This window comes from Bryocella sp., from assembly GCF_058498515.1.
In genome coordinates this window covers 244,028-267,966 of the sequence record NZ_JBMHYI010000047.1, presented here as the reverse complement: position 1 = coordinate 267,966, position 23,939 = coordinate 244,028, and the positions used below count along the sequence as shown (strand labels likewise).

Sequence of the window (23,939 nt, the reverse complement as noted above, 5' to 3'; positions counted from 1 at the left end):
GAGCATCCCGGCTCGCCAAATCGCGCTTCGCTGCGTCCTGAAGACCGCTTTCGCCGTACTATTCCCATAACCCAGCTTTTTTCGGAGACGAAACACATGCGCTTCAAAGTTGCATTGGCAGGCCTTGGCCTGTCTGTGATGTTGCCTTCCCTCCTGCCTTCGTTAATGGCTGCGCAGGAGACGCCCGCGCGCGGCGAGCGCACCACGACCACCACGACGACCGCTCCCGAGGCCCCGCGTCGTGGGCAGATGCTGCCGGCTGACTCCACCACCGAGGCTTCGGTGCGCGTGGGTGGCAAGGAGATTGCGTACAAGGCCGTTGCCGGCATGCTCACTGTTGGCGCCACCGATCCGCAGGATGCGACCATCGGCTTCGACGGCAAGCCGCTCCCGGATTCCGGAGTGGACCTTCCCGCCCGTACCGAGGACCAGCCCCCCACCGCCCGCATGTTCTACACCGCGTACTTCGCCAAGGGTGCGGACGCTGGCACCCGCCCGGTCGTCTTCTTCTACAACGGCGGTCCCGGCTCGGCGACGATGTACCTGCGCATGGGCTCGCTCGGCCCCATGCACATTGCGGTTCAGGACCTCGACCACCCGGCCGGCGGTCCCTACAAGATCAACTCGAACCCCTACTGCCTGCTCGATGTCGCCGACATCGTCTTCATCGACGCCCCAGGCACGGGCTACAGCCGCGTGCAGGGCAAGGACGCCTTCAAGGCCTTCTATGGTGTGGATCAGGACGCCGCCGCGTTTGACCGCTTCATCCGCCGCTTCCTCACCAAGTTCAACCGCTGGCAGTCGCCGCGCTTCCTCTTCGGAGAGAGCTACGGCACCACCCGCGACGCTGTGCTGAGCGCCGTGCTGCATGACCATGGCGTCGATCTGAATGGCGTGGTCTTCCTCAGCCAGATCCTCGGCTTCGACAACTCGGCGGACGGCTCTGATTCGAGCCCCGGCATGGAGAATGGCTTCTTCCTCGCCATGCCCAGCTTCGCCGCGACCGCGTGGTATCACCACAAGGTGGCGAACGCTCCGGCGGACCTTGAGATCTTCCTCCATGAGGTGGAGAAGTTCTCCCTCGGCGAATACGCTTCAGCGCTGCTGCAGGGTGCGGACCTCGACCCGGCGCGCAAGGCAGCCGTGGCTGCCAAGCTGGAGAGCTACACCGGCGTCCCCGCCGCCACGTGGCTCAAGGCCAACCTGCGCATGACCGGCAGCCAGTTCGCAAAGTACGTGCAGGACTCGGACAACATCACCACCGGCCGCCTGGACTCTCGCTACCAGGGGCCGGCGATGGATCCCCTCTCCGCCGGCACCGGCTACGATCCCTTCACCGAGTCCATCGACTCCGCCTACCTCGCAGCGATGAACCAGTACGCGCACGAGACGCTGCACTTCGGCGAGCAGATGACCTACAAGCCCAGCGCGCGTGAGCAGGGCTTCAACTGGGACATGGGACATCGCGTTCCGGGCCGTGGCTTTGGAGGCGGTGGCGGCGGTGGTGGCAAGACACTCAACGTCACCCCCGACCTCGCCTACGTGATGAAGTCCGTGCCCAAGATGCACGTGCTTTTGATGGGTGGCTACTATGACATGGGCACGCTGTACTTCGGCGCGACCTATGAGATGAAGCACCTGCCCATGCCCGTGGAGCTGCAGAAGAATATCTCGTACAAGTTCTTCCCCACCGGCCACATGGTCTATGTCAACGAGGACGCGCTGAAAGGTCTGCACGACACGACGGCGAAGTTCATTCTCGATAACGAAGTCGCAAAGTAAACGGCCCAGGGGTTGGCGGGCGTCATGATGGTTTGAGGAGTCCTGATGTCCGAACACCCTTCCACACTGAACTTCGACCGCGTGGAGTCGCCTGCCGAACCCCCGGCACCGCGGCCCACGCGGCCGCGGTTTCAACCCATCGCCACCTACGCCCTGATCGGTGTCAACGTCGCCGTCTTCGCGCTGATGGTCGCGAGTGGCGTCTCCGCCGTCCAGCCCACGGCGCAGGACGCCTTCAACTGGGGCGCGAACTACGGCCCCGCCACGCTGCACGGCCAGTGGTGGCGGCTCTTCACGTCGATGTTCGTGCACTACGGCATCATCCACCTCGGCATGAACATGTACGTGTTCTATTCGGTGGGCCGGATCACCGAAGCGCTGTTCGGCCGCGCCCGGCTCGTGATCCTCTACGTCGCGACAGGGCTGGCTGGCGGCTTGTTAAGCCTCTGGGTGCATCCAGACGTCGTGGGCGCGGGAGCTTCGGGAGCGATCTTCGGAGTGTATGGCGCCTTCCTGGGATTCCTGTATGTACGGCGTCATGTGATTGCCCCTCAGGCCATGAAGGCGATGACGCGGTCAGCGACCACCTTCCTGGGCATCAACCTGATCTATGGCTTTATGAGCGGCCGCATCGACCTTGCGGCCCATATCGGCGGTCTTCTGTGTGGTGTGCTGCTGGGCTATGTGCTCGTGGACCGCGCCAAAGGCTTAGCGGCGGGGAGCTGAACGCCGGGGCGACCAAACTGCGTTCCCGGCGAATTGCGCGCCGTAGAATCAAGGCATGAGCTTGAAGAGCGGAGCCGCGACGTGCGACTGACATGGTTGCCGACAGCTGAGGATTGGGACGCGCAGCTCCGCGTGGCAAAGGCTGCCGCGCCCGGGGATGCCGTATCCCTCCTGCGCTCGCTCGCACTCTCGCAGATGGAGTTCACCCAGCTCGGCAAGCTGGATCGCGTGTTCACGATGGCGCTTGCCGCAGGCCCGCTGCCCGGACTCGAGCCCCTGCGATTGGCGATCCTCGGTTCCTCCACGACCAATCACCTGCCCGCCGCCATCCGCATCGGCGGTCTGCGTCGCGGCCTTGCGGTCGAGGTCTACGAGGCGCCCTACGGCATGTATCGCCAGGAGCTGCTGAGCCCCGACTCCGGTCTCGTGCAGTTCCAACCCGACGCGATCCTGCTCGCTCTCGACGCCCGCCATATCGTCGGCGCAGAGGGCACGAGCGTCGACGCCGCAATCGACCTCATGCGCAGCTGCTGGCGACAGGCGCGCGAAAGCTTCCCTTGCCAGGTCATCCAGCAGACGCTGCTGCCTGTGCTACCGCCTCTCCTCGGTGACAACGAAGAACGCATGGCATCTTCGCCGGCCGCGCTGCTGCACGAGATCAACCATCGCCTGCGCGACGTTGCTGAATCCGAAGGTATCGACCTCCTCGCCGTCGACCGCTTCGCCGCCATCGACGGTCTCCGCGCGTGGCACGATCCTGCCCTGTGGCATCGCGCCAAGTACGAAGTCCACCCGCGTGCTGCGGAGCTCTACGGCGACCATGTCGCGCGGCTCGTTGCTGCCGCTCGTGGGCGTTCGGCCAAGTGCCTCGTGCTCGATCTTGACAACACGCTCTGGGGCGGAATCATCGGCGATGATGGCATCAGCGGCATCCTGCTCGGTCAGGGCAGCGCTGCCGGCGAGGCCCACATCGAGCTGCAGCACTACGCCAAGGCTCTGACCACGCGTGGCGTCGTACTCGCCATCTGCTCCAAGAATGACGACGCCGATGCCCGCGAGCCCTTCGAGAGCCATCCCGAGATGGTGCTGCGCCTGGAGGACATCGCCTGCTTCGTCGCTAACTGGGAAGACAAAGCTGCCAACCTGCGACAGATCGCCGCGCAGCTCAACCTCGGCCTGGACGCGATGGTCTTCTTCGACGACAATCCCGTCGAACGCGCGCTCATCCGCCGCGAGCTTCCCATGGTGAGGGTGCCGGAGATAGGCGAAGACCCCGTCGAGTACGTCAGCACGCTCGCCGCCGCCGGCTACTTCGAGGGCCTGCACGTGACCGCGGAAGACCGCCAGCGCGCCGCGATGTACCAGGCCAATGTCGAGCGCGAACGGCTGAAGGAATCTTCGACAACAGACATGGCAGGCTATCTAGCCTCGCTCCACATGACGGTGACCGTCGGCCCCATCGATGCCATGAGCCTCGCGCGCGCGACGCAGCTGATCAACAAGACCAACCAGTTCAACCTGACCACCAGGCGCATGAGCGAGACCGAGGTCACAGCCGCGATGCGCGATCCCGACGTGGTCACGCTGCAGGTGCGGCTCGCCGATCGCTTCGGCGACAACGGCATGATCGCCGTCCTCATCGCCCGCACGAGCGGACGCGAAGCCGAAATCGACCTGTGGCTGATGAGCTGCCGCGTCCTTGGTCGCCGCGTCGAGGAGGCCTGCCTGAACCTGCTGGTTGACGAACTTCGCGCCCGGGGAATCGAGCGCCTCGTCGGCACCTACCGGCCTACGCCAAAGAACGCAATGGTCGCAGACCTCTACCCCCGGCTCGGATTCACCCAGCACAGGGAATCGGACGCAGGAGAGACGCGCTGGACGCTGGAACTCGCGCGCTACGAGCCTCACGACGTCCCCATGCGGATCTTAGTGACCACCGCCGAGACACGGAGCGCCGTCCTGGCATAGGCGTAGCCCTGCCATGGACTTTAGCCCTGCCAGATCAAGGCAAGAGGAGCATCTTCTGATCGTCGTGCCCAACCTGGTCCTGCATCACGTCGGTTATGCGGTGAAAGAGATCGAGCCCATGGCCGCGCTGTACATCGAGCGATTCGGCTACCAGGTCGCCTCGCCCGTCATCCACGATCCCCTGCAGACCGCGCTGGTCCAGTTTCTCCGCATCCCCGGCAATCCTGCCTACCTGGAGTTCGTGGCGCCTGACGGCCCCACGAGCGTCCTCGCCAACGCAGTCGCCAAGGGCGGCGGGCTCAATCATCTCTGCTACATCTCTGGCCCGCTCGAGGAGGCCATCGCGCACCTGCAAGCCACGCAGATGATCCTCATCGCCGAGCCCAAGCCTGCCGTTGCCTTCGGTGGCCGCCGCATCTGCTGGCTGATGGGCAGCGACCGCTCGCCCGTGGAACTGGTGGAGCGCAAAGACGCCGACGACCTGTGCGAGCCGGTATCGGCTGAGAAGCAAGCCTCTCGCTAGAATGGCTCTTGCATGGCAACGCGCGTTCGATCGTTTGCGAAGATCAATCTCGGCCTGGCGGTCGGCCCACTCCGGCCGGATGGCTTCCATGGGCTCTCCACCATCTACCAGACGATCGGGCTGCATGACTTCGTCACCGTCTCCGCGCGACGCGCTCCCGAGACCCGCATCACCCTCACCGCCAATCATCCCGGCGTGCCCTGCACCGAGACCGGCAATGCGGAGAAGAACACCGCCTGGCGGATGGTGGCGTCGGCTCTCGCTCTACTGAAGATCACCGCCGAGGTCACGCTCGCAATCGACAAGCGTCTGCCGGTCCAGGGCGGCATGGGAGCAGGCTCCGCCAACGCCGTCGCCGCGCTCATGGGCCTAGAGCGGGAGCTCGGCGTCGCTCTTCCCGGGCCGGAGCGCCTGCAGCTTGCCGCCGAGATCGGCTCCGACGTTCCGCTCTTCCTGCTGGGCGGCACGGTCCTGGGGGTCAGCCGCGGAGAGGAAGTCTATCCACTTCCAGATCTGGGAGTTACACCCTGCGTGATCGCCACGCCTGGCGTCGGGGTTTCGACGAAACAGGCCTTTGCCGACCTCGATCAGCGAGGGGAAGCGGCAGCTTTGTTGACCTCCGGTGTGGAAAACGATAGACTCAGAAGGTTGAGCTGCGCGTCAGCCTCCATTTGGGCCTGCAATGGCATTGCGAATGGGACTGCGCCGCACTCCTCCGGTACTACCCCAACCGTTTCCCCGGAAAATGATTCCGGGATTCCGCCTTCGGGCGGGCAGTTCGAGGGTGGTCTGGCCGAGAACCCACTTCTCGCGCTTGTCCGCACCGGGATCGAGAACGACTTTGAAGAGGTCGTCTTCTCACAGCATCCCTCCCTGCGTTCAACCAAGCGTGAGTTATTGGGAAGCGGCTCGAGCCAGGCGCTGTACGCAGCGCTCTCCGGTTCGGGATCGGCGTTGTTTGGTCTGTACTCCAGCCAGGCAGCGGCGCGAGAGGCTCAACAGCGGGTCGAACAGGCTGGCACGAAGGCATTCCTTGCGGAGACCCTCGATCGCAAAGCTTATTTCGACACGATGTTCGCAGAGTAGCTTCGCCGGCACAGCAAGTTCAGGCCGGGAGTACTGGGCGATCGACTAACGGTAGGTCAAGTGCCTTTGACGCACTCAGTCCAGGTTCGAATCCTGGTCGCCCAACCAACCTTAGCCGCTCGCCAGGCCCATTCAGCAACTTGGGACCGCGCGAAATGTAGTTTCGGGACTTTTGATTTTTGGCGCGGAAGCAACGTGAGGCGCCGGGAAGTTTTTGCGGTATGCCGCCGGGCAGGAGGAACATCCAGCCATGGCGGAGAAAGTAAGAAGAAGAGTTTCTGAGCCTCCGAACAGCGAGCAACATACGCACGGAGGCCGGTGAAGGAACCGAGTTCTAGCAAGAGGGTCGTGGCGCAGAAAAAGGCGCATGCGACATGAGAGCGAGACAAAGCAGCTGAGCAAACATCAGGTCAACCAACCTGGAGGGTTTCTCGAACGTGAGCCAAAAAGACACGACTGCGGTTCCAACCCAGAGTTCTACGAGCGCAACCAGTGACGGCGCGGGTGTGAATGACCCGGCGAAGCCGGCTGCGGATGCAGCCGCCCCTGCTCAGGCAGGCAAAGCGGCAGACAAGAAGCGCGTGTCGAAGGTAGTCGACGACAAGCGCTTCAAGATCTTCTCCGGTTCGGCCAATCGGCCGCTGGCGGAGGAGGTCGGGAAGTTTCTCGGTGTACCCGTCGGTGAGACGCGCCTGGTGCGCTTCTCCGACGGCGAGACCCACTTCCAGCTCCTTGAAAACGTGCGCGGTGTGGATGTCTTCGTCATCCAGCCCACCTGCCATCCGGTCGATCAGAACCTGATGGAGCTGCTGATCATGATTGACGCGCTCCGTCGTGCCTCGGCCGGCCGTATTACCGCCGTGGTTCCGTACTACGGCTATGCCCGTCAGGACCGCAAAGATAAGCCCCGTGTGGCGATCACGTCGAAGCTGGTTGCTGACCTCATGGTCAGTGCCGGAGCCCAGCGAGCGCTCTTCGTCGACCTGCATGCGGCCCAGATCCAGGGCTTCTTCAACATCCCTGTCGACCACCTTTTTGCCAGCCCCGTGCTGGTCAGCTATTTCCGGGATATGAACCTGCCGAATCTGACCGTGGTCAGCCCCGACGCCGGTGGCGTCGAGCGCGCCCGCTTCTTCGCCAAGAAGCTCGAGGTGCCGCTGGCCATCGTCGACAAGCGCAGGACCGACATCAACGTCACCGAAGTAATGAACATCATCGGTGACATCAAAGGCAGGACCTGCCTCATCCTCGACGACATCGTCGATACGGCAGGAACGCTGGTGAAGACCGCAGAGGCATTGCTCGACCAGGGCGCGGAACGCGTTCTAGCCTGCGCCTCGCACGCCGTGCTGAGTGGCCCAGCCGTGGAGCGGATTACCAATTCGCGGCTCGAGCAGCTGGTGATTACCAACACCATCCCGCTCAGCGATGCCGCGCAGAAGGTTGAAAAGATCAAGGTGCTCTCCATCGCCGGCCTTTTGGGTCGCGCCATCGAGAACATCCACCTGGAGACGTCGGTATCGACGCTCTTCACCTAAAGCAAGCTCTTGGCTATTAGCTCTTAGCCAAAGACGACAACAGCGGCGAAGGCCGCAAAGGGAGTCGAGCGAAGTTTGAGGCAGCAGCCGTTAGCTAAGAGCTAGAGGCTAGAAGCTGAGAGCTCGCTTTTCGCGCCCGAAAGGAAAGCAAAATGGCAGACAAGAAGAAGATCGAAGCGGTGGTTGCGACCCCGCGCACCGGCACCTTCAACAAGAATCACGCGCGCCGCGTGCGCGTCTCGGGCCTGATCCCGGCTGTCGTCTACGGCGCGGGCCAGCCCTCGGTGGCTGTCACGGTCGACCCCAAGGTCATCACCAAGATCCTTCACTCCGAATCCGGCCACAACACCCTCTTCGATCTCTCCATCGAGGGTGCAGCCGCAGCCAAGGGCATGATCGTCGACTGGCAGAACGAGCCCATCAAGGGCCACCTGCTGCACATCGATATCAAGCGCATCGCCATGGACAAGCTCATGCGCGTCAGCGTTCCCGTGCAGCTGATCGGTGTTCCTGCCGGCGTCAAGACTGGCGGCGGCATCCTGAGCCAGGTCATGCACGAAGTCGAGATCGACTGCCTCCCGGACGACATCCCGAGCCACATCGACATCGATATCTCCAGCCTCGAGATCGGCCAGGCGATTCACATCGCCGAGCTCCCGCACATCGCCAGCTACAAGTTCATCGGCGATGAGCATGCGATGGTCGCCCATGTGACGGTTGCCAAGGCTGAGGTAGCCGAAGAGGCCGCTGTGGCCGCTCCGGCCGAGCCCGTCGTCGCCAAGAAGGGCAAGCCGGAAGCTGAGAAGACTGACAAGAAGTAACAGCAGTCAGTGAATAGTGAGAAGTGAATAGTGAAGAAGAGTAAGAACGACGGGATTTGCAGCGTTATTCACTATTCACTATTCACTATTCACTCGCTCTTTCCGGGAGCGAACGCATGAAGCTGATCGTAGGCCTCGGCAATCCCGGAGCGGAGTACGAGTTCACCCCGCACAATGCCGGGTTTCTGGCGATCGATCGCCTGGCAATCGTAGCGGGTGTTTCGGTCACCAACCGGAGGGGCAGGGCTCTGACGGGGAAGGCAAGGCTGGCAGGCGAAGAAGTCCTGCTCGCCAAACCCGAAACCTTCATGAACCTGAGCGGCCTTTCAATCGCCGCCCTGCTGAAGGAGTTGGAACTCAACGTTGAGGACCTGGTCGTCCTCTACGACGAGCTGGCAATTCCGCTGGGTTCGATTCGCGTACGCGAGCGAGGGTCAGCGGGAGGGCACAATGGGGCCAAATCGGTCATCAGCGTGCTCGGTACGGAAGAGTGGAAGCGCATCCGCATCGGGGTCGGCAAACCGCCCCTCGAGACCGGACGCGAGATCAAGGCCGGCGGTAAAGACTACCTGCTTTCTCCGATGACGAAGAGAGAGCTGGCCACGCTGGATGAAGTGCTCGACGAAGCAGTACGCGCCGTCGAGGCTGTGCTGACCAAAGGGGTCAGTGCGGCGATGAGTGAGTTCAATAAGAAAGTGAGTAGTGAAGAGTGAATAGTGAAGAAAGACAGATGGCCGGCTAATCCAGAAGAGTTTGCCTCACATCGTTTTTTCTTCACTATTCACTAACCACTATTCACTACGAGACAACGCCAAGCCGTAGCGAGTTCGCTCAACACGGTGCGGGGCAAAACCCCGCGGAAAGAATATCCATGAATCGCAGCTACGAAATCATGTTCATTGTCCGGCCCGATGTCGACGAGGCCGAGACCGACAAGCTGATCGAGACCTTCTCCGGTTACATCACCACCGGTGGCGGCGCGATCAAGACGGTCGAGAAGATGGGCCGTCGCCGGCTCGCTTACACCGTGCGCAAGTTCAACGACGGCATCTACATCCTGCTCATCGTTGAGGCTCCCGCGTCGCTGATCTCCGAGATCGAGCGCCGCCTCCGCGTCTCCGAGCAGGTGATCAAGTTCATCACCGTCCGCACCGACGAGGAAGACAAGCGCGTTGCCAAGATCAAGAAGCACCGCGATGCGCACGTGAAGCGCTCGGCGCTGCCGCAGGTCAATCCTGAGGCCGTTGCCGCGACCCCGGCCGCAGCTCCAGTCGCCGCACCCGTGGCCGAAGCGGCGCCTGCTGCTGTCGAGGCTCCGGCTGCCGAAGAGGCTGCGCCCGCTACCGTCACCGCGTAAGGCTTCCCTGCGCTTCGGCGCATGAGATCCGAACAGAAGGCATCGACACCAACGCCGCAGGACGCTTCCAATCCTGCTTCACGACCGGGCTGAGCCAGCGAGACGCCCGCATCGACCGAAGCAGTGCAATGTCCACAGGCCCGCAATGGGTCTGGAGCGTGAGCGGCAGAACCGGCCAGCACAAGCGCTGGCCACGAAAGAAGGAGCAGCATCATGGCTGACGAAACGACTCAAGCAGCAGCGCCGGCACCCGCCAGCGAGACTCCGCGCGCCGAAGGCACCAGCTCGCCGCGTCCCGAAGGTGGTTCCCCACGTTCCGAAGGCGGCTCACCGCGTCCCTCCGGTCCCGGCGGTCCTCGCCCCGGCGGTTCGCGTCCTCCCCGCACCGGTGGTCCCGGCGGTCCTGGCGGCCGCAAGTTCTTCCGCCGCAAGAAGGTCTGCAAGTTCACCGTGGAGAAGATCGACACGATCAGCTACCGCGACGTGCGCCTGTTGCAGCAGTTCGTGAGCGATCGCGGCAAGATCATCCCGCGCCGCCTCACCGGCACCTCGGCACCGTTCCAGCGCAAGCTGACCAGGGCCATCAAGCAGGCTCGATCGATCGCCCTGCTGCCGTACGCCGCGAAGTTCTAGCCCCGTCGCCCGGGCCGCAGACGCGGTTTCGGGCGCATGCGCCGCTACGAGCGGCCACGCAGGATTGGAGACAAGTTATGGAAGTCATTCTGAAAGAGGATGTAAACAAGCTGGGCCACGCCGGCGACGTCGTGAAGGTGGCTGACGGCTACGGGCGCAACTACCTGCTGCCCTACAAGCTGGCCATCGAAGCGACCGTTGCCAACAAGGTCGTCATCGAGCAGATGAAGGGCGCCGCGATTCGCAAGGCTGCCTCGGAGAAGGGCGGAGCGGAAGAGCTCAGTGCCAAGCTCAACGAGGTCGTCGTGACCTTCGAGCGCAAGACCGGCGAGAGCGGACACCTGTTCGGTTCCGTCACCTCGGGCGACATCGCGCACGAGCTCGAGAAGCAGGGCTTCACCGTCGATCGCCGCCGCATTCATCTGGAGCAGCCGCTGAAGACCATCGGCGAGTTCCATGTGCCCGTGAAGCTCCACCGCGAGGTGACGGCCCACGTGCAGGTGACCATCAAGAGCGACGCCCCGGAGATCACCACCGAGGCAGCTGCTGAGGACACCGGCTTCAAATCGACCTACGACGGCCCGTTCGATACGGACTTCGACTAGGCTGCGGCTTCGCGTTGGCGAACAATACGAATGGCGCTGCGACTTCGGTTGCAGCGCCATTTCTTTTTGCGCACTCAGGCGAACATCGCGTGTTCGTTCTTCAGCGCTATCACCAGTGCGTCCAGCTCCTCATGCGTGTTGTAGAGCCCCGGCGTCACGCGGACTGCAGCTCCTCGTGCTATGCCCTTTCGCGCGATCGTGTGCACGCGGTACTTCGCGAAGAGCGTTCGCTGCATCTGCGTCGCCTGCTCGACGCTCTTCATCCCCTTCGTTCGGAAGGAAGTGGTCGCGCCATAGCGCTCAGGGTCGTCAGGCGTGAGAATCTCCATGCCAGGCAGGTCGCGCACCCGCTCCACCCAGTAGTTGCGCAGCGACTGCAGCCGCGCACGTTTGCGCTCCACGGTGATCTGATGATGCACGTCAATCGCCTTCGGAATCGTCAGCATCGCCGCGAAGTTCACAGTGCCTGAGAACACTCTCGCTCGCACGTCGGTCAACGCATTCTCTGTGTTGCCATTGCACGGCTCGACATCCGCGAGCCTCGACTTGCGGATGAACATGGCGCCCGTTCCCTGAGGCGCGGCTACCCACTTGTGCAGGCTGAAGCCCACGAAGTCCAGGTCCAGCGCACGCACGTCGAGCGGCATCTGCCCCACCGAGTGCGCCGCGTCCACAATGCAGTCGACACCATGCCGGCGCGCCAACGCCACAATCTCCCTGATCGGCGTCACCAACCCGGTGCGATGACACAGGTGCGTGACCATCATCAGCTTCGCGCGCGGCGTTCGCTTCAACACATCCTCATACGCCGCAAGGATCGCGTCCGTCGTCGCAGGCTCCGGCATCACGAAGGTGACTACCTCCGCGCCGCGCCGCTCCTTGAGGAAGACCATCGCATCCTGCATCGCGTCGTAGTCGAGGTCGTGAAAGACCACTGCATCGCCGGGTCCAAGGTGCTTGTACCCGGTGATCAGATCTTGCAACCCCTCCGTCCCGCACCGCGTCAGCGCTACCTCTTCAGGCTCGGCGTTGATGAGTGCTGCCACTGCATTACGCGCCTTATCGATCTCCGGACCCAGCGCCATGCCAGGCATGACGCCGCGCCCGAAGACGCTGTTGTGCCGATTCACAAAGGCTAGCTTCTCGAAGTACGCCTGCTGCGTCGGGATCGTCATCAAACCCCAGTAGCCATTCTCGAGATTGATGACGCTGCGATCCACGTCATAGAGCGCGCCAAAGTACGCCGCCTCCGAGTCTGCGCTCTGCGCAAGACCCGGCGCGCGTTGGGCCAATGCCGCGCTGGCGGCGAAGGAGGCAGCGGAGACCTTTAGGAAATTGCGGCGTGTCGTCATGCAGGCTCCTGGCATTCGCTGGAGGATACACAAGGATAGGAGCGAAGGCTCACACCCGTTCTCCAGGCCAGTCTACGATGCGGATGTGAGCAGAAAGTGAGCGGCGTTACTCGTACTTCAGCGTCGACACAGGATCCAGCTTGGCAGCGCGGTTCGCAGGCAGCGTGCCGAAGATCACGCCGACGCCCACCGAAGTCACCAGCGCGGCGAAGGCGCTCCACCACGTGAAGGGGATCACGAAGTCAGTGAAGAAGTGCACGCTCCACGGAATCGCGATGCCGATCACCGTCCCCACCAGTCCACCCGAGAGCGAGAGCAGAACGCTCTCCGTAAGAAACTGCAGCCGGATCTCGCGGCTCGTTGCTCCCAGCGCCTTGCGGATGCCAATTTCCTTGATGCGCGACTGTATGTTGGACAGCATGGAGTTCATGATGCCCACACCCGATACGACGAGCGTGATCATGGATGCGAACAACAGGACCAGCGTGAGCATGCTCGCGATCTTGCCGGCGGTGGTGATGATGTCGGTGAGAGTCATGGCATGGTAAACGCTGGTGGCGTAGTGCCGGGAGTGGATGATCTGGGTGATCCGCTTTGCGGCCGGCTCTACCTGATTGGCCGACGACATCGAGAAGAAGATCTCCTTGAGCGTATCGGTGCCGGTAAAGTAGCGTGCGACCTCGTACGGCACCAGGATGGTGTGCTCGGAGATTTCGGACAGGCCCTCGGTGTTGATGCTCTCTTCGAAGACGCCGACGATAGTGAACGGAATGCCGCGGCAGGTGACCGTCTTGCCGATGGCGTTATCGTAGCTGCCGAAGAGCTCGATCGCCATCGGACCAACCATGTCCGCTACGTTCGCGTGGGAGGAAGCATCCAGGTTATCGAAGAAGCGCCCGGCCTTGATCTTGAGGTTGCGGATGATCTTGTAATCCGGACTCACGCCCAGGATTGCCGTCTCCTGCGTCTTGCCGCTGCCTAGCGAGACGCGGTCGTCGTACTCCAGCATCGGAGATGAGGCGACGATACCTGGCACCTGCTCATCGACTGCCACCATGTCCTCGCGGGTCATCGAATCCGGCGTCGAGACGTTGTTCGGTCCCATTACCTGCCCGCCGGAGTACTGCATCTCTACCTTGTTGGGTCCCAGGCCGTTCAGCGTGTCCAGGGCAAACTGCCGCCCGGTCAGCCCCACTGTCACCACCAGGACAATCGACGCCGAGCCGATGACCATGCCCAGCATCGTGAGCAGAAAGCGCATCTTCGAGGCGCAGAAGGTGTCGAGCGCCTGCGCCAGAACCTCGCGGAAGGCAATGGTGGTGCGCGCACTGCGCAGCGTGCTGTCGAAGGTAGATGCGGTGGTCGTGGCCATGTGGAGGTTTTCCGGCCGTCGCCGGACAAGAATCTCAGTATCGCAGCCCAAGCGCGACTGCTGCTACTCCCTTCCTCAGACGTTCGCCTGAGACTTCCGGATTCGCAAACTAGCCATCCGCTCTCAGATGAGTGAGAGATGCTTTGACGTTCTCAGCTGGCTTGAACCGTTGCTTCCGGTTCCGTAACTGGCGACTTACTTCGGCGTCACGCGGAAGACGCCGCCGTTCTTGTTGTCCTCGAGCATCCACAGCGCTCCATCAGGAGCAACCTCGACGTCGCGGATGCGGTGACCGACGAACCAGCGCTCTGCGGGCTTCGCTCCGCCCTTGCCGTCGAAGGTGATGCGAAACAGGGCCTGGCTCGCCAGGCCGCTGATCAGGGCGGACCCCTTCCACTGCGGGAACATCTTGCCGTTGTAGAAGATCAGGTTGCCGGGCGCGATGATGGGCGTCCAGTAGATGATCGGCTTCTCGAGGTCAGGCCGCGTGTCCGGGCTGGGGATCGGCACGCCGTCGTAGTTGACGGCGTAGGAGACGAGCGGCCAGCCGTAGTTCTTGCCGGGCAGAATCAGGTTCAGCTCATCGCCACCGCGCGGGCCGTGCTCTACCTCCCAAAGACGGCCGTCGGGAGCGAAGGCGAGGCCATAGGGCGTGCGGTGGCCGCTGGTCCAGGTCTCCTCCAGCGTCAGGTTCGGACCAGGGAAGCTGTACGTCCGCACCACGGGAGCCGTCTTGGCCTCTTCTGTATTCGCAGGAGGGTCGATCACGGGCACGGTTGGCGCACCAATCTTGCCTGCCATCGGATTTCCCGGAGCAGGCTTGCCGTCCAGCGTCAGGCGGAGGATCTTGCCCAGCGGTTGGTTGGGATCCTGCGCCGGCGTCATGCGCTGGCGGTCGCCTACTGTCAGGAAGAGGTACTTCTTGTCAGGAGAGAAGGCGACCTGCGCGCCGAACTGTCCACCATTGCCACGCTCGCCGTCGCGCCAGATGACCTTGAGGTTTTCGAGGCTCACGTCGTCCCCCGCGATCTTCAACTCGGACTTGGCGAGCGCGAGGCTCGAGCCACCCGGATCACCCGGCTCCGAGTAGGTGAGGTAGATGCTGTGATCCTTGGCATAGAAGGGAGAGAGATAGACGCCGAGCATACCGCCCTGGCCGCGCCAGAGCACGGGAGGCACGTTCTTGACCTGCGTCTTGGCGCCCTGCTGGGTGACCAGCCAGAGGCCGCCGGTCTTCTCGGTGATCAGCATGCGGCCGTCGGGCAGGAAGGCGATGCGCCACGGGAGAGCCATGGTGGTCACCTGGGTCATGGTGAACGGCAGGCTGGCTTCCGGCTTCTGCTCGCCTGCATTGATCTGTGCGCCGGCCTGGATTGCCGCCAAGGCGAGGAGTCCACTCATCACGAACCGCTTCATCACGTCTTCCCTCTAGGTGTACGCAGTTGTCCTGTCCCGATAGACGAGCCGGAATGCTGTTCGGCCGCTGACATACCAGGCAGCAACCCCTTTATAGCATCGCGGTTTGCGCGGAGCAGTGAAGTTACGCAGATCGCGCCAGAGACGGCAAGACCCGCCAACCGAGCGGGTCTTGTGTGGCCTCGCGAGACCGGAATCTATGGCGGAGAGTGAGGGATTCGAACCCCCGATCGCCTTTCGACGACGTCTGATTTCAAGTCAGATGCATTCAACCGGACTCTGCCAACTCTCCTTGATGCAAGTTTACTTCAGGGGTGGGGCTGGGCGGCATCGTATAGGGATGCGCGTTTCCGTCTTCACTTCGTCGTTCGCTGCTGTCCTGTTTGCTGCTGCGCTGTCCGCGCGGGCAGTGAGTCCTTGTTCTTTGCTTACGTTGGAACAGATCAAGGGGGTGGCGGGGGAGGTATCGGCGGGGGTCGCGGGGGATGGCGACTGTACGTGGAAGAGCCTCAAGGGTGAGGACCGGGTCTACCTACAGGTGAAGGATGCGGGACCGGACTACAAGAGCTTCCGGGACTCGATGATGGCTACGGGGAAGCTGGCGCCGGTGAGTGGGCTGGCGGAGGACGCGTTCTATGTCTCCAGCCATGGCTCGAGCGCGGCGCTGTATGCCATGAAGGCGCATCACCTGCTGCTGATCACGGTCGATGGTCCGGGGTTCGACAAGGCGGGGAATGAGGGTGCGGAGAAGATTCTGATGACTGCGGTCCTGGGGAGGGTGTAGTACCCCCCCTCCCCCATATTTGCGCAAGTGTTCATTGCAGGTAGTTTAGGGGTGGACCTCTGTTTTAGGGCCAAGGGATTAGGGCCAAGGGTCTAGGGCCAAGGGATTAGGGCCAAGGGTCTAGGGCCAAGGGTTTAGGGCCAAGGGATTAGGGCCAAGGGTCTAGGGCCAAGGTAGAAGCAGAGCTGTGCCCACCCTTATTCCATTGTAGAGAGTTCGGACGGACATTCTGCCAAGTTGCTCGGGTGCGCCCGGGCACCAGCCGCTCAGGCGGTGGCGTGGGGGTGGAGGGCGGCGCGGACCTTGTCGACGTGGGTGCCGTGGGTGCGGATGGCTTCGTGGAGCTGGTCGCCGGTGACGTGGAACTCCTTCGCCCAGTACGCGATGTCGGAGGCCATCTTGGGGTTGATTTCCTTGGGATCGTGGGGGCCCTTGAGGTGATCTTCGTGGATGGTGTGGGGCTGGACTTCTTTGGACTTCTGTTCGTGCTCGTTGCTGTCGTGCTTGGACATGAGTACTTCCCTTCGCTTGCTCTTAAGTGGATGAGCGGGCGGGGGCTGGGGATGTTCGGGGATCGGGATTAGGGCCAAGGGAGTAGGGCCAAGGGCCAAGGGTTTAGGGCCCAGGGCCCAGGGCTCAGGGCTCAGGGCTCAGGGCTCAGAGTGCGGCGTCGGGCTCTGGTCGGGGCTCATTCCGTTGTATCGGGAGTTGGGCGGAGGTCCGCTAATCGGAGGGGTGCTCCGGTTGGAGGCTTCGCAGGCGGAGAGTGTCTCCGTTTGGGGAGCCTCTTTTCTTGTGCGGGGCCATGGCGTGGGCTACTGGGGAGGGATGGCGTACTCGGTGTGGAGGTGGAAGTTGGTAGACTTGGCGGCATTCCAGGCGCGTTGAGGAGTGTCCGCTTTGGGTCGATCGCGAACGAAGGTGATCCCTTTCCGAAGAAGGGTGTTGCGCAGACGCCGGGTTCTGCGGCTAAAATTGATATAAACGCAAGTCCCGCGGGGCGGCCAGCAGCGCTCAGCGCGGATGAGTTGCGCGTCTGCGTGCAAAGGATCGTCCTTTACGGAACTATTCGGGAGTCGTGGCACTCGAAGAACGACCGCAGCTACCGAAACGTCAGCATGGATGACATCCAGCACATGCTGCGGAGCGAGTGGAAGCTCAGGGGCAAGCCAGAGTGGAGCGATGACCACGGCAACTGGAAGTACAAGCTCGATGGCAAAGACCTTGAGGATGACGAGTTGACGCTGGTCGTTGCGGTGCGTGACGAGCTGGTCGAGATTCTGGTGATTACGAAGTATTGAGGCAGGAGTATGAGCGCGGCGGAAAAGTTGAGAGCGCGAAAGATCGAGAGAAAGACCTCCACGAACAGGAAGCCCTATCACTTTGTGGGTTCGGGGCTGCCGAATGTGTACCTGGTGGGGGTGGAGTACGAGTTGGATCGCGAGACGCTGGAGCAGCGCGCGGCGATCCCTCGCCTGCCTGATCTGCTGACGTGGATTGCGGTGACGTTACTCTCGAAGGATGCTCCGTTGACGGGCGACGAGTTGCGGTTTCTGCGGAAGCGGGTGGGCAAGTCGTCGAAGGACTTCGCTCAACTGCTCGACCTGACAAGCGAGCAGTATTCGCGCATGGAGAACGGAGTGGTGCCGATTACACATTCGAACGACAAACTTGCGCGGCTTCTGGTCATCACGCTGAGCATGATCGAGGCGCTGAAGAAGCCGGAGCTGATGGAGCGGGTTGCGAATCAGACCTGGTCCTCGCATGTTGGGCCGGATCAGCGGATTATTGCTCGCGTGGATGCTGTGCGGGGATGGACGGTGGAGACGAAGGCGGCGTGAGACTAAGCCTCTGAATTCCGACCTACGGCTTCCAACTCGGTCCGTCCCGAACTACGCGCGGAAGTCCGGGGTGAACTGTTTGGCGAGCCCGGCGGTGTTGCCGGAGGTGTAGTTGGTCCAGAAGAGTCGCTCGGCGGCGAGGACGGCGTCGGCTGCTCCGGGCGAGGGGCGCATGGTGGGATTGTGGCGGGGTGCTGATTACGCAAGGAACGGGACTTAAAGCGGATGCGACGTTTGTCTATACGCTGCCAAATCGCTGTCGGTGATCTGGCTGGCTGGGACCAAGACGTAGTGACGTTCCTCGAGAACCACTACGCGATCCTCCTGTATACCGACTTCGAAGACCGCGATCCGATCATCCTCGAGAAATTGGGTTGAGATGGAGCGACAAACCAAGCCAGGAAACTTCTCTGCGCAACAGGCCAGATCTTGCTTTGCTTGGACGATCCCAAGTTGGTCTTTACCACCCTTCGCCTGAACTGGGATCACGTACTGAATCCCTTGCCGGTCAATACCGACATATATCTCGTCGATTTCGATCTGACCGATTTTGGCGACAGTCGTACGCATGTGGCTCTGCAGCGAGAAGGCTGTGAGACCAAGGAAGATGTCGATAATCCGGTTGTATCTGACCTTTGCTAGGAGCGCTTGCTCGTCGTTGAGCGCATAAGCGCCGATGATCTCCGGTGTCGCGTCTGGGAGCTTGATCGTGCGGAGATTCTTATTCGGGCTGATGCGATTCGCGGAAACCAATCGGAAGGCGTATTTGGCCCGGCCCGCACCTTCGATCACCCACTCCAGCCCTTTGGGTTGGGTTGCAATGATCCGCTTAGGCAGCGGGGTGCGATAACGAATCGAATAAACTACATCCCCCAGGTTCTTAGGCAGTTCCACGCCGAGTGCCTTTGCGGCTCCCACGATTTGTTCGCGGGTGAATTCGACCTCGATATCGCCTTGCTCGTAGCCTCCAAAGTCCGCATCGAAGAATATGTGGTCGAGGATCTGCTTATATCTATTTTCGAGAATCTCAGACACTTATTGCCCCCGCAAAATTCAGATAGCCAGCTTTGCTATGTAAGGCTGCTTCCGCCTCGTCACGCGGAGTTTGCTTACGCTTCTTAGTGCCGCTCTTGCGGTCTCTGCCTTTGATGGGAACATCAATCTCGAAGTAGCGAGAAGCGGAGGCCATGTTCATCGCAAGGAGGCGCGGATTTCCCAATTCCAAAATTCCATTCGATCTAGACGGTTTTGTTTCAAGCGCAGCCATGACACTTGCCGCAATTGCACGAGCCATTGGCGGAGGAACGGCGTTGCCGATCTGCCTTGCACCGTGCCATTTTGTCTCGTTAAATCTGAACCAATCAGGAAAGCCGTGGAGGCGGGCCATCTCTCTCACGGTTACGCAACGGGGCCACTTGTAATGGATTGGGCGTGGGCTAGTAAACGCGCCACGTGCAGAATCTGTGCCAGCTCGCAACGTATTACTGACTCCGCGAGGCGGCAATTTGAAGAATCTCGATGTCGGCTCAACCTCCCCGTTCGGTGTCTCGGCGAATCTCCTCTTGGAGATCGCCGTGTGCTCTGTTCTCGCACTCGACGTTAGGACGTCGGCATCCCATTTGCGGGGAATTCCAAAATGCCAAGATGTATCGCTCTCGCAATGCATCTCCTTGGAAAACGCGACGCGCGGTCTCCAGCCTCGTACCCTCACGGAGTCCGATTCAAGCAGCGCATCGAAATCTTCGGCGTTTGGCAGATCGCTCAACGCATCCTCGCATGTAGGTCCGACCGGGAGACGTTCTGGGTTGGCCCGCCCCGCTATCCCAGTAATTGCGTTCGGATATTGCGCGGAGCGAAGCTGCTTCTTCGCTCCGAACAGAATCAGACGCTCACGGTACTGAGGGACGCCAAAGTGGGCGGCATTGAGAACCTTCCAAGGCAAGGTGACCTTATATCCAAGCTCATCTGCATCTTCGATAAATTCTTCGAGGAAGAGCCGATGCTTGCCTACGGTAATCCCCTTGACGTTTTCGAATACAAAATAACTGGCGTCAAGTTCGCTGACGAGGCGAAGGTAGTCGCGAACCAGCAAATTCCGCGGGTCTTCTATCGCCCGATGCCCGATTAAAGAGAAGCCCTGGCACGGGGGACCTCCGAACACGACGTTGACCGGTTCCTGTCCGATCTTCGCTAGGCGACGGATCTCGCGACCGGTGAGCGCAGAGACCGAGCTAGCTATCATCGCGCATTCAGGGAAGTTGAAGAGGTGAACAGCAGAGTGGATTGGGTCGATTTCGACGGCAGCAGCGACCTTGAATCCAGCCTGTTCAAACCCGAGGCTCATGCCTCCCGCGCCTGCGAAGAGATCGATTGCAATAGGGCGTGGCATATGACCTCCCTCCAAGCTTACTCAAAAAGAGCGTGCATGGCTTAGCCTATCGGTCCGGAGGGACCGAGGAATGCCACGAGTCGAGTCACGAGGGCTGTCTCGCTCTTGAGCTGGCATTGCCACACCGTCAGGCTCTTCCATCCGAGTTTCTGCAGGGCGCGAACATTGCGCCGATCCCGTTTGCGGTTTCCTACAAGTTTGGGTTCCCAATAGTCGCTTCGAGACTTCGGAGGGCGTCCGATGCGACAGCCGTGGGCGTGCCAGAAGCAGCCATGGACGAAGATCGCCTTTCGCCGCGCCGGAAAGACTAGGTCTGGGGTTCCGGGAAGGTTTCGCCCGTGGAGTCTGTATCGATATCCCATGCCATGGAGCAGCCGTCGTACTGTGAGCTCGGGGGCTGTGTCTTTTCCCCGAATCCTAGACATCAACGCGCTGCGGCTGGCTGTGCTTCGGTTGTCTCCCACGGTTGTTTGATGACGGCTGCCCCACAAGCGTTCCATCGGGCCACTGTGGGGTAAGGGGCGAGCTCGCGCCCTTGCTATTTTATTGGGCTTTTGTGGCCCGGTTGAAACCGGGCCCTTCCGTTCGTGGTGGGCTTTGGGAGCTGGGGCAATACGGGGGAAGCAGATCCCCTTCGGGGATGACAAACAAGAAAGGCAAAGGCAAAGGCGGGGGTCCTTCGTCGCGTTGCTCCTCGGGATGACGGCGGAAGACAAAGGCAAAGGCCCGGACGATTGTCCGGGCCTTTGTGTTGTTGGAGTGCTTCAGTTATTGCAGGAGGGTTCCGCCGTCGCCGTTGGTTTTGGGGTCTTCGGGGGGGATTACTGTGGCGCTGGCTACCTTGTCGTCGGCTTCGAGGTTGAGGAGGCGGACGCCGGAGGTGTTGCGGCCGGCGCCGCGTACGGTCTTGGTGTCGATGCGGATGATCTTGCCGAACTGGCTGATGACCATCATCTCGGTGGTGTCGTCGACGAGCTGGATGGAGGTGACCTTGCCGATTTTGGGTGTGGTCTTCATGCCGATGACACCCTTGCCGCCGCGGGTCTGGAGGCGGTAGGCGTCGACGTCGGTGCGTTTGCCGTAGCCGTTTTCGGAGACGGCGAGGATGAGGCAGGGGGTGAGGCCGAGCTTTTCGTCGAGCTTGGCGAGTTTGAGGGCGGCCTCGGGGGAGAGCTCGTTGTCGGCGCCTAGTACTTCCTGGCCGTCGGGGGCATCGGACCCCACCCTTTGCGATACGGCCGCAAAGGATGGGCCACCCGCGTTCATGGTGGCTTCGTCGATGACGGCCTGGGCCTGAGAGGCGAGACCGGCGGCGGCGGCGCGGGCCATACGTTCTTTATTGCGGGCTTCCGAGGAGGGAGTGACGGCGATGCCGATGACGTAGTCGTTCTTCTTGAGGGAGATGCCTCGGACGCCGGCGGCGGGGCGTCCCATGGAGCGGACGTCGCCTTCGTGGAAGCGGATGGCGAGGCCTTCGCGGGTGGCGAGGAAGATGACCTGCTCGCCGTCGGTGATGCGGGCGGCGATGAGCTCATCGTCCTTGTCGATGCCGATGGCGATGATGCCGCGGGCCATGACGTTGGAGAAGTCCTTGAGTGCGGTCTTCTTGACGGTGCCCTGCTGGGTGGCGAAGAAGACGAACTTGCCTTCCTCCTCGAGATTGCGGACGGGGAGGATGGCGACGACCTTCTCGCCGGGCTGGAGGTCGATGAGGGAGGCCATGGCCTTGCCCTTGCCGGCGGCTCCGACGTCGGGGACTTCGTAGACCTTGAGCCAGTAGACGCGGCCGGAGTTGGTGAAGCAGAGCAGGAAGGCGTGGGTGGAGTCGATGATGAGCTGCGAGACGAAGTCTTCCTCGCGGGTCTTCATTCCCATGCGGCCGGTGCCGCCGCGCTTTTGCTGGCGGTAGGTGGTGATGGGTGTGCGCTTGAGGTAGCCGGTGTTGGAGACGGTGACGGCGACCTGCTCGTCGGCGATGAGGTCCTCGAGGGTGAGCTCGGTGGACTCGTCGAGGATGACGGTGCGGCGCTCGTCGCCGTACTTGTCGCGGACGTCTTCGAGCTCCTTGGCGATGACCTTGCGGAGCTTCTTCTCGCTGGCGAGGATGGACTCGTACTCGGCGATGTCTTCGCGGACCTTGCGCAGCTCGTTCATGATCTCGTCGATGGAGAGCTGAGTGAGGCGATAGAGCTGCAGTTCGAGGATGGCGTCGATCTGGCGGTAGGAGAGGATGAGCGTTCCGGCTCCTGCTCCCGCGATGGCGAGCTGTGCGGAGACGCTGCCGCCAGCGAGATCGATGCCGTACTTGGTGGGATCGAGGGTGACGCCCTGGAGCTCGGTGCCGCGGAGATTGATGCGGCGGTTGGAGAAGTAGCCGAAGAGGTTCTCGCGGGCGTCGGCGCGGGAGTTGGACTGGCGGATGATGCGGATGACGTTGTCGAGATGATCGAGGGCGATCTGGTAGCCGAGGCGGATGTGCTCGAACTCGCGGGCCTTGTTGAGGAGGAAGGCGGTGCGGCGGCGGACGACGTCGATGCGGTGATCGAGGAAGGCCCAGATGGCCTGGTCTAATGGAAATTCTTTGGGCTGGCCGTTGTGGACGGCCAGGAAGATCATCGAGAAGCTCTCCTGCATCTGGGTGTGCTTGTAGAGCTGGTTGAGGACGATCTCGTGCTGTGCGCCGCGCTTGAGCTCGATGACGATGCGCATGCCGTCGCGATCGGACTCGTCGCGGACGTCGGAGATGTCGTCGACGATCTTCTCGGTGACGAGCTCGGCGATGCGCTTGATGAGGTTCGACTTGTTGACCTGGTAGGGAATCTCTTCGACGATGATGGCTTCGCGGCCGCCGGTGATGTTTTCCTTCTTGCACTTGGCGCGCATCATGAAGCGGCCACGGCCGGTCTTGTAGGCGTTAGGGATTCCGCTCTTGCCGTAGATGAAGCCGCCGGTGGGGAAGTCGGGCCCCTGGACGGTCTCGAGCACGATGCTGAGGTTGTCGCGGGTGTCGTTCTTGTCCTTGGCGAGGAGGGCGATGGCCGCGTTGAGGACCTCGGTGAGGTTGTGCGGCGGGATGTTGGTGGCCATGCCAACGGCGATGCCTGCGCTGCCGTTGACGATGACGTTGGGGAAGCGGCAGGGCAGCACCGAGGGCTCCGAGGTGGACTCGTCGTAGTTGGGGACGAAGTCGACGGTGTCGGAGTCGATGTCGGCAAGCATCTCGCCGGAGATGCGGGCCATGCGGGCCTCGGTGTAACGCATGGCGGCAGGCGGATCGCCGTCGATGGAGCCGAAGTTGCCCTGGCCGTCGATGAGCGGATAGCGGAGCGAGAACGGTTGCGCGAGGCGCACGAGGGTGTCGTAGATGGCGGAGTCGCCGTGGGGATGGAAGTTACCCATCACGTGGCCGACGACCTTGGAGCTCTTGGTGTACTTCTTGTTGTACTGGAGGCCCATCTCCTGCATGCCGTAGAGGATGCGGCGATGAACGGGCTTGAGGCCGTCACGGACGTCGGGCAGGGCGCGGCCGACGATGACGGACATCGAGTAGTCGAGATACGAGCGGCGCATCTCCTCCTCGATGTTGATGGAGATGAGATTGAGCGCGCCAGGGCCCATGGGCGCACCGGGACCTCCCGCACCGCCGCCGGGGGGCGGATTGTTGGAGTTGGCGTCCTGGGGGGAGGGTGGATCGTTTTGGCCGTCGGGGCCTAGAGGAAGCTGGTTCTGATCGTCTGCCATCACCC

The 23,939-nt window shown here is 61.9% G+C and carries 23 protein-coding genes and 2 tRNA genes; 15 read left to right on the top strand and 10 right to left on the bottom strand.

Annotated elements, in window-relative coordinates; all coding sequences use genetic code 11:
- Positions 1-96: 96 nt before the first annotated feature.
- The 12 genes from AC5E6W_RS14560 (at position 97) to rplI (ending at position 11,039) form a co-directional block, all read left to right on the top strand.
- Entirely contained in the window at positions 97-1,782 is a 1,686-nt protein-coding gene (locus tag AC5E6W_RS14560) for a S10 family peptidase (RefSeq protein ID WP_491753037.1), read from the top strand.
- Between the two features lie 45 nt (positions 1,783-1,827).
- Positions 1,828-2,508, top strand: a complete 681-nt coding sequence (locus AC5E6W_RS14555; RefSeq protein ID WP_491753036.1) for a rhomboid family intramembrane serine protease — start codon at positions 1,828-1,830, stop codon at positions 2,506-2,508.
- An 81-nt stretch (positions 2,509-2,589) separates the two neighbouring features.
- Entirely contained in the window at positions 2,590-4,476 is a 1,887-nt protein-coding gene (locus AC5E6W_RS14550; RefSeq protein ID WP_491753035.1) for an HAD-IIIC family phosphatase, read from the top strand.
- Between the two features lie 64 nt (positions 4,477-4,540).
- Positions 4,541-4,999 carry a VOC family protein gene (locus AC5E6W_RS14545; RefSeq protein ID WP_491753034.1) on the top strand — a complete coding sequence of 153 codons (459 nt, stop codon included), beginning with the start codon at positions 4,541-4,543 and terminating at the stop codon, positions 4,997-4,999.
- Between the two features lie 12 nt (positions 5,000-5,011).
- On the top strand, positions 5,012-6,085 hold the full coding sequence (locus AC5E6W_RS14540; protein WP_491753033.1) for a 4-(cytidine 5'-diphospho)-2-C-methyl-D-erythritol kinase: 1,074 nt from the start codon (positions 5,012-5,014) through the stop codon (positions 6,083-6,085).
- A 34-nt stretch (positions 6,086-6,119) separates the two neighbouring features.
- Positions 6,120-6,193 (top strand) — tRNA-Gln (locus AC5E6W_RS14535).
- A gap of 398 nt (positions 6,194-6,591) precedes the next feature.
- Entirely contained in the window at positions 6,592-7,623 is a 1,032-nt protein-coding gene (locus tag AC5E6W_RS14530; protein WP_491753268.1) for a ribose-phosphate diphosphokinase, read from the top strand.
- A gap of 152 nt (positions 7,624-7,775) precedes the next feature.
- Entirely contained in the window at positions 7,776-8,444 is a 669-nt protein-coding gene (locus tag AC5E6W_RS14525) for a 50S ribosomal protein L25 (RefSeq protein ID WP_491753032.1), read from the top strand.
- A 116-nt stretch (positions 8,445-8,560) separates the two neighbouring features.
- Entirely contained in the window at positions 8,561-9,157 is a 597-nt protein-coding gene (gene pth / locus AC5E6W_RS14520; protein WP_491753031.1) for an aminoacyl-tRNA hydrolase, read from the top strand.
- A gap of 158 nt (positions 9,158-9,315) precedes the next feature.
- Positions 9,316-9,801: a 30S ribosomal protein S6 gene (gene rpsF / locus AC5E6W_RS14515; RefSeq protein WP_491753030.1), complete on the top strand. Its 486-nt coding sequence runs from the start codon at positions 9,316-9,318 to the stop codon at positions 9,799-9,801.
- Between the two features lie 213 nt (positions 9,802-10,014).
- Complete coding sequence (gene rpsR, locus AC5E6W_RS14510; RefSeq protein WP_491753029.1) at positions 10,015-10,434, top strand: 30S ribosomal protein S18; 420 nt, start codon at positions 10,015-10,017, stop codon at positions 10,432-10,434.
- A 77-nt stretch (positions 10,435-10,511) separates the two neighbouring features.
- The gene (rplI, locus tag AC5E6W_RS14505) at positions 10,512-11,039 is read left to right on the top strand and encodes a 50S ribosomal protein L9 (RefSeq protein ID WP_491753028.1); all 528 of its coding nucleotides are present in this window, start codon (positions 10,512-10,514) and stop codon (positions 11,037-11,039) included.
- Positions 11,040-11,113: 74 nt separating this feature from the next.
- On the opposite strand, the gene AC5E6W_RS14500 is transcribed toward rplI, so the two are convergent.
- From AC5E6W_RS14500 to AC5E6W_RS14485, 4 genes are all read right to left on the bottom strand, one after another.
- The gene (locus AC5E6W_RS14500; RefSeq protein ID WP_491753027.1) at positions 11,114-12,391 is read right to left on the bottom strand and encodes an aminotransferase class V-fold PLP-dependent enzyme; all 1,278 of its coding nucleotides are present in this window, start codon (positions 12,389-12,391) and stop codon (positions 11,114-11,116) included.
- A 106-nt stretch (positions 12,392-12,497) separates the two neighbouring features.
- Positions 12,498-13,763, bottom strand: a complete 1,266-nt coding sequence (locus AC5E6W_RS14495; RefSeq protein ID WP_491753026.1) for an ABC transporter permease — start codon at positions 13,761-13,763, stop codon at positions 12,498-12,500.
- Positions 13,764-13,958: 195 nt separating this feature from the next.
- On the bottom strand, positions 13,959-15,179 hold the full coding sequence (locus AC5E6W_RS14490; protein ID WP_491753025.1) for a PQQ-dependent sugar dehydrogenase: 1,221 nt from the start codon (positions 15,177-15,179) through the stop codon (positions 13,959-13,961).
- A gap of 200 nt (positions 15,180-15,379) precedes the next feature.
- A tRNA-Ser gene (locus AC5E6W_RS14485) sits at positions 15,380-15,471 on the bottom strand.
- Between the two features lie 132 nt (positions 15,472-15,603).
- Here AC5E6W_RS14485 and AC5E6W_RS14480 point away from each other — a divergent pair.
- Complete coding sequence (locus AC5E6W_RS14480) at positions 15,604-15,963, top strand: hypothetical protein (protein ID WP_491753024.1); 360 nt, start codon at positions 15,604-15,606, stop codon at positions 15,961-15,963.
- Positions 15,964-16,229: 266 nt separating this feature from the next.
- Here AC5E6W_RS14480 and AC5E6W_RS14475 read toward each other — a convergent pair whose 3' ends face one another.
- The gene (locus AC5E6W_RS14475; RefSeq protein WP_491753023.1) at positions 16,230-16,475 is read right to left on the bottom strand and encodes a DUF3606 domain-containing protein; all 246 of its coding nucleotides are present in this window, start codon (positions 16,473-16,475) and stop codon (positions 16,230-16,232) included.
- Positions 16,476-17,081: 606 nt separating this feature from the next.
- On the opposite strand from AC5E6W_RS14475, the gene AC5E6W_RS14470 reads away from it, so the two are divergent.
- On the top strand, positions 17,082-17,264 hold the full coding sequence (locus AC5E6W_RS14470; protein WP_491753022.1) for a hypothetical protein: 183 nt from the start codon (positions 17,082-17,084) through the stop codon (positions 17,262-17,264).
- A 27-nt stretch (positions 17,265-17,291) separates the two neighbouring features.
- The gene (locus AC5E6W_RS14465; protein WP_491753021.1) at positions 17,292-17,804 is read left to right on the top strand and encodes a hypothetical protein; all 513 of its coding nucleotides are present in this window, start codon (positions 17,292-17,294) and stop codon (positions 17,802-17,804) included.
- 51 nt (positions 17,805-17,855) lie between these two features.
- On the opposite strand, the gene AC5E6W_RS14460 is transcribed toward AC5E6W_RS14465, so the two are convergent.
- The 5 genes from AC5E6W_RS14460 to gyrA all read right to left on the bottom strand — a co-directional run bounded on the left by AC5E6W_RS14460 (position 17,856) and on the right by gyrA (position 23,934).
- Positions 17,856-17,978, bottom strand: a complete 123-nt coding sequence (locus AC5E6W_RS14460; RefSeq protein WP_491753020.1) for a hypothetical protein — start codon at positions 17,976-17,978, stop codon at positions 17,856-17,858.
- A 42-nt stretch (positions 17,979-18,020) separates the two neighbouring features.
- The gene (locus AC5E6W_RS14455) at positions 18,021-18,839 is read right to left on the bottom strand and encodes a hypothetical protein (RefSeq protein ID WP_491753019.1); all 819 of its coding nucleotides are present in this window, start codon (positions 18,837-18,839) and stop codon (positions 18,021-18,023) included.
- Positions 18,832-20,193: a DNA cytosine methyltransferase gene (locus tag AC5E6W_RS14450; RefSeq protein WP_491753018.1), complete on the bottom strand. Its 1,362-nt coding sequence runs from the start codon at positions 20,191-20,193 to the stop codon at positions 18,832-18,834. Before AC5E6W_RS14450 ends, AC5E6W_RS14455 begins: the two co-directional genes overlap by 8 nt.
- 41 nt (positions 20,194-20,234) lie before the next feature.
- Positions 20,235-20,693, bottom strand: coding sequence for a very short patch repair endonuclease (locus tag AC5E6W_RS14445; protein ID WP_491753017.1), 459 nt, complete (start codon positions 20,691-20,693; stop codon positions 20,235-20,237).
- A gap of 268 nt (positions 20,694-20,961) precedes the next feature.
- Complete coding sequence (gene gyrA / locus AC5E6W_RS14440) at positions 20,962-23,934, bottom strand: DNA gyrase subunit A (protein ID WP_491753016.1); 2,973 nt, start codon at positions 23,932-23,934, stop codon at positions 20,962-20,964.
- Positions 23,935-23,939: the final 5 nt, after the last annotated feature.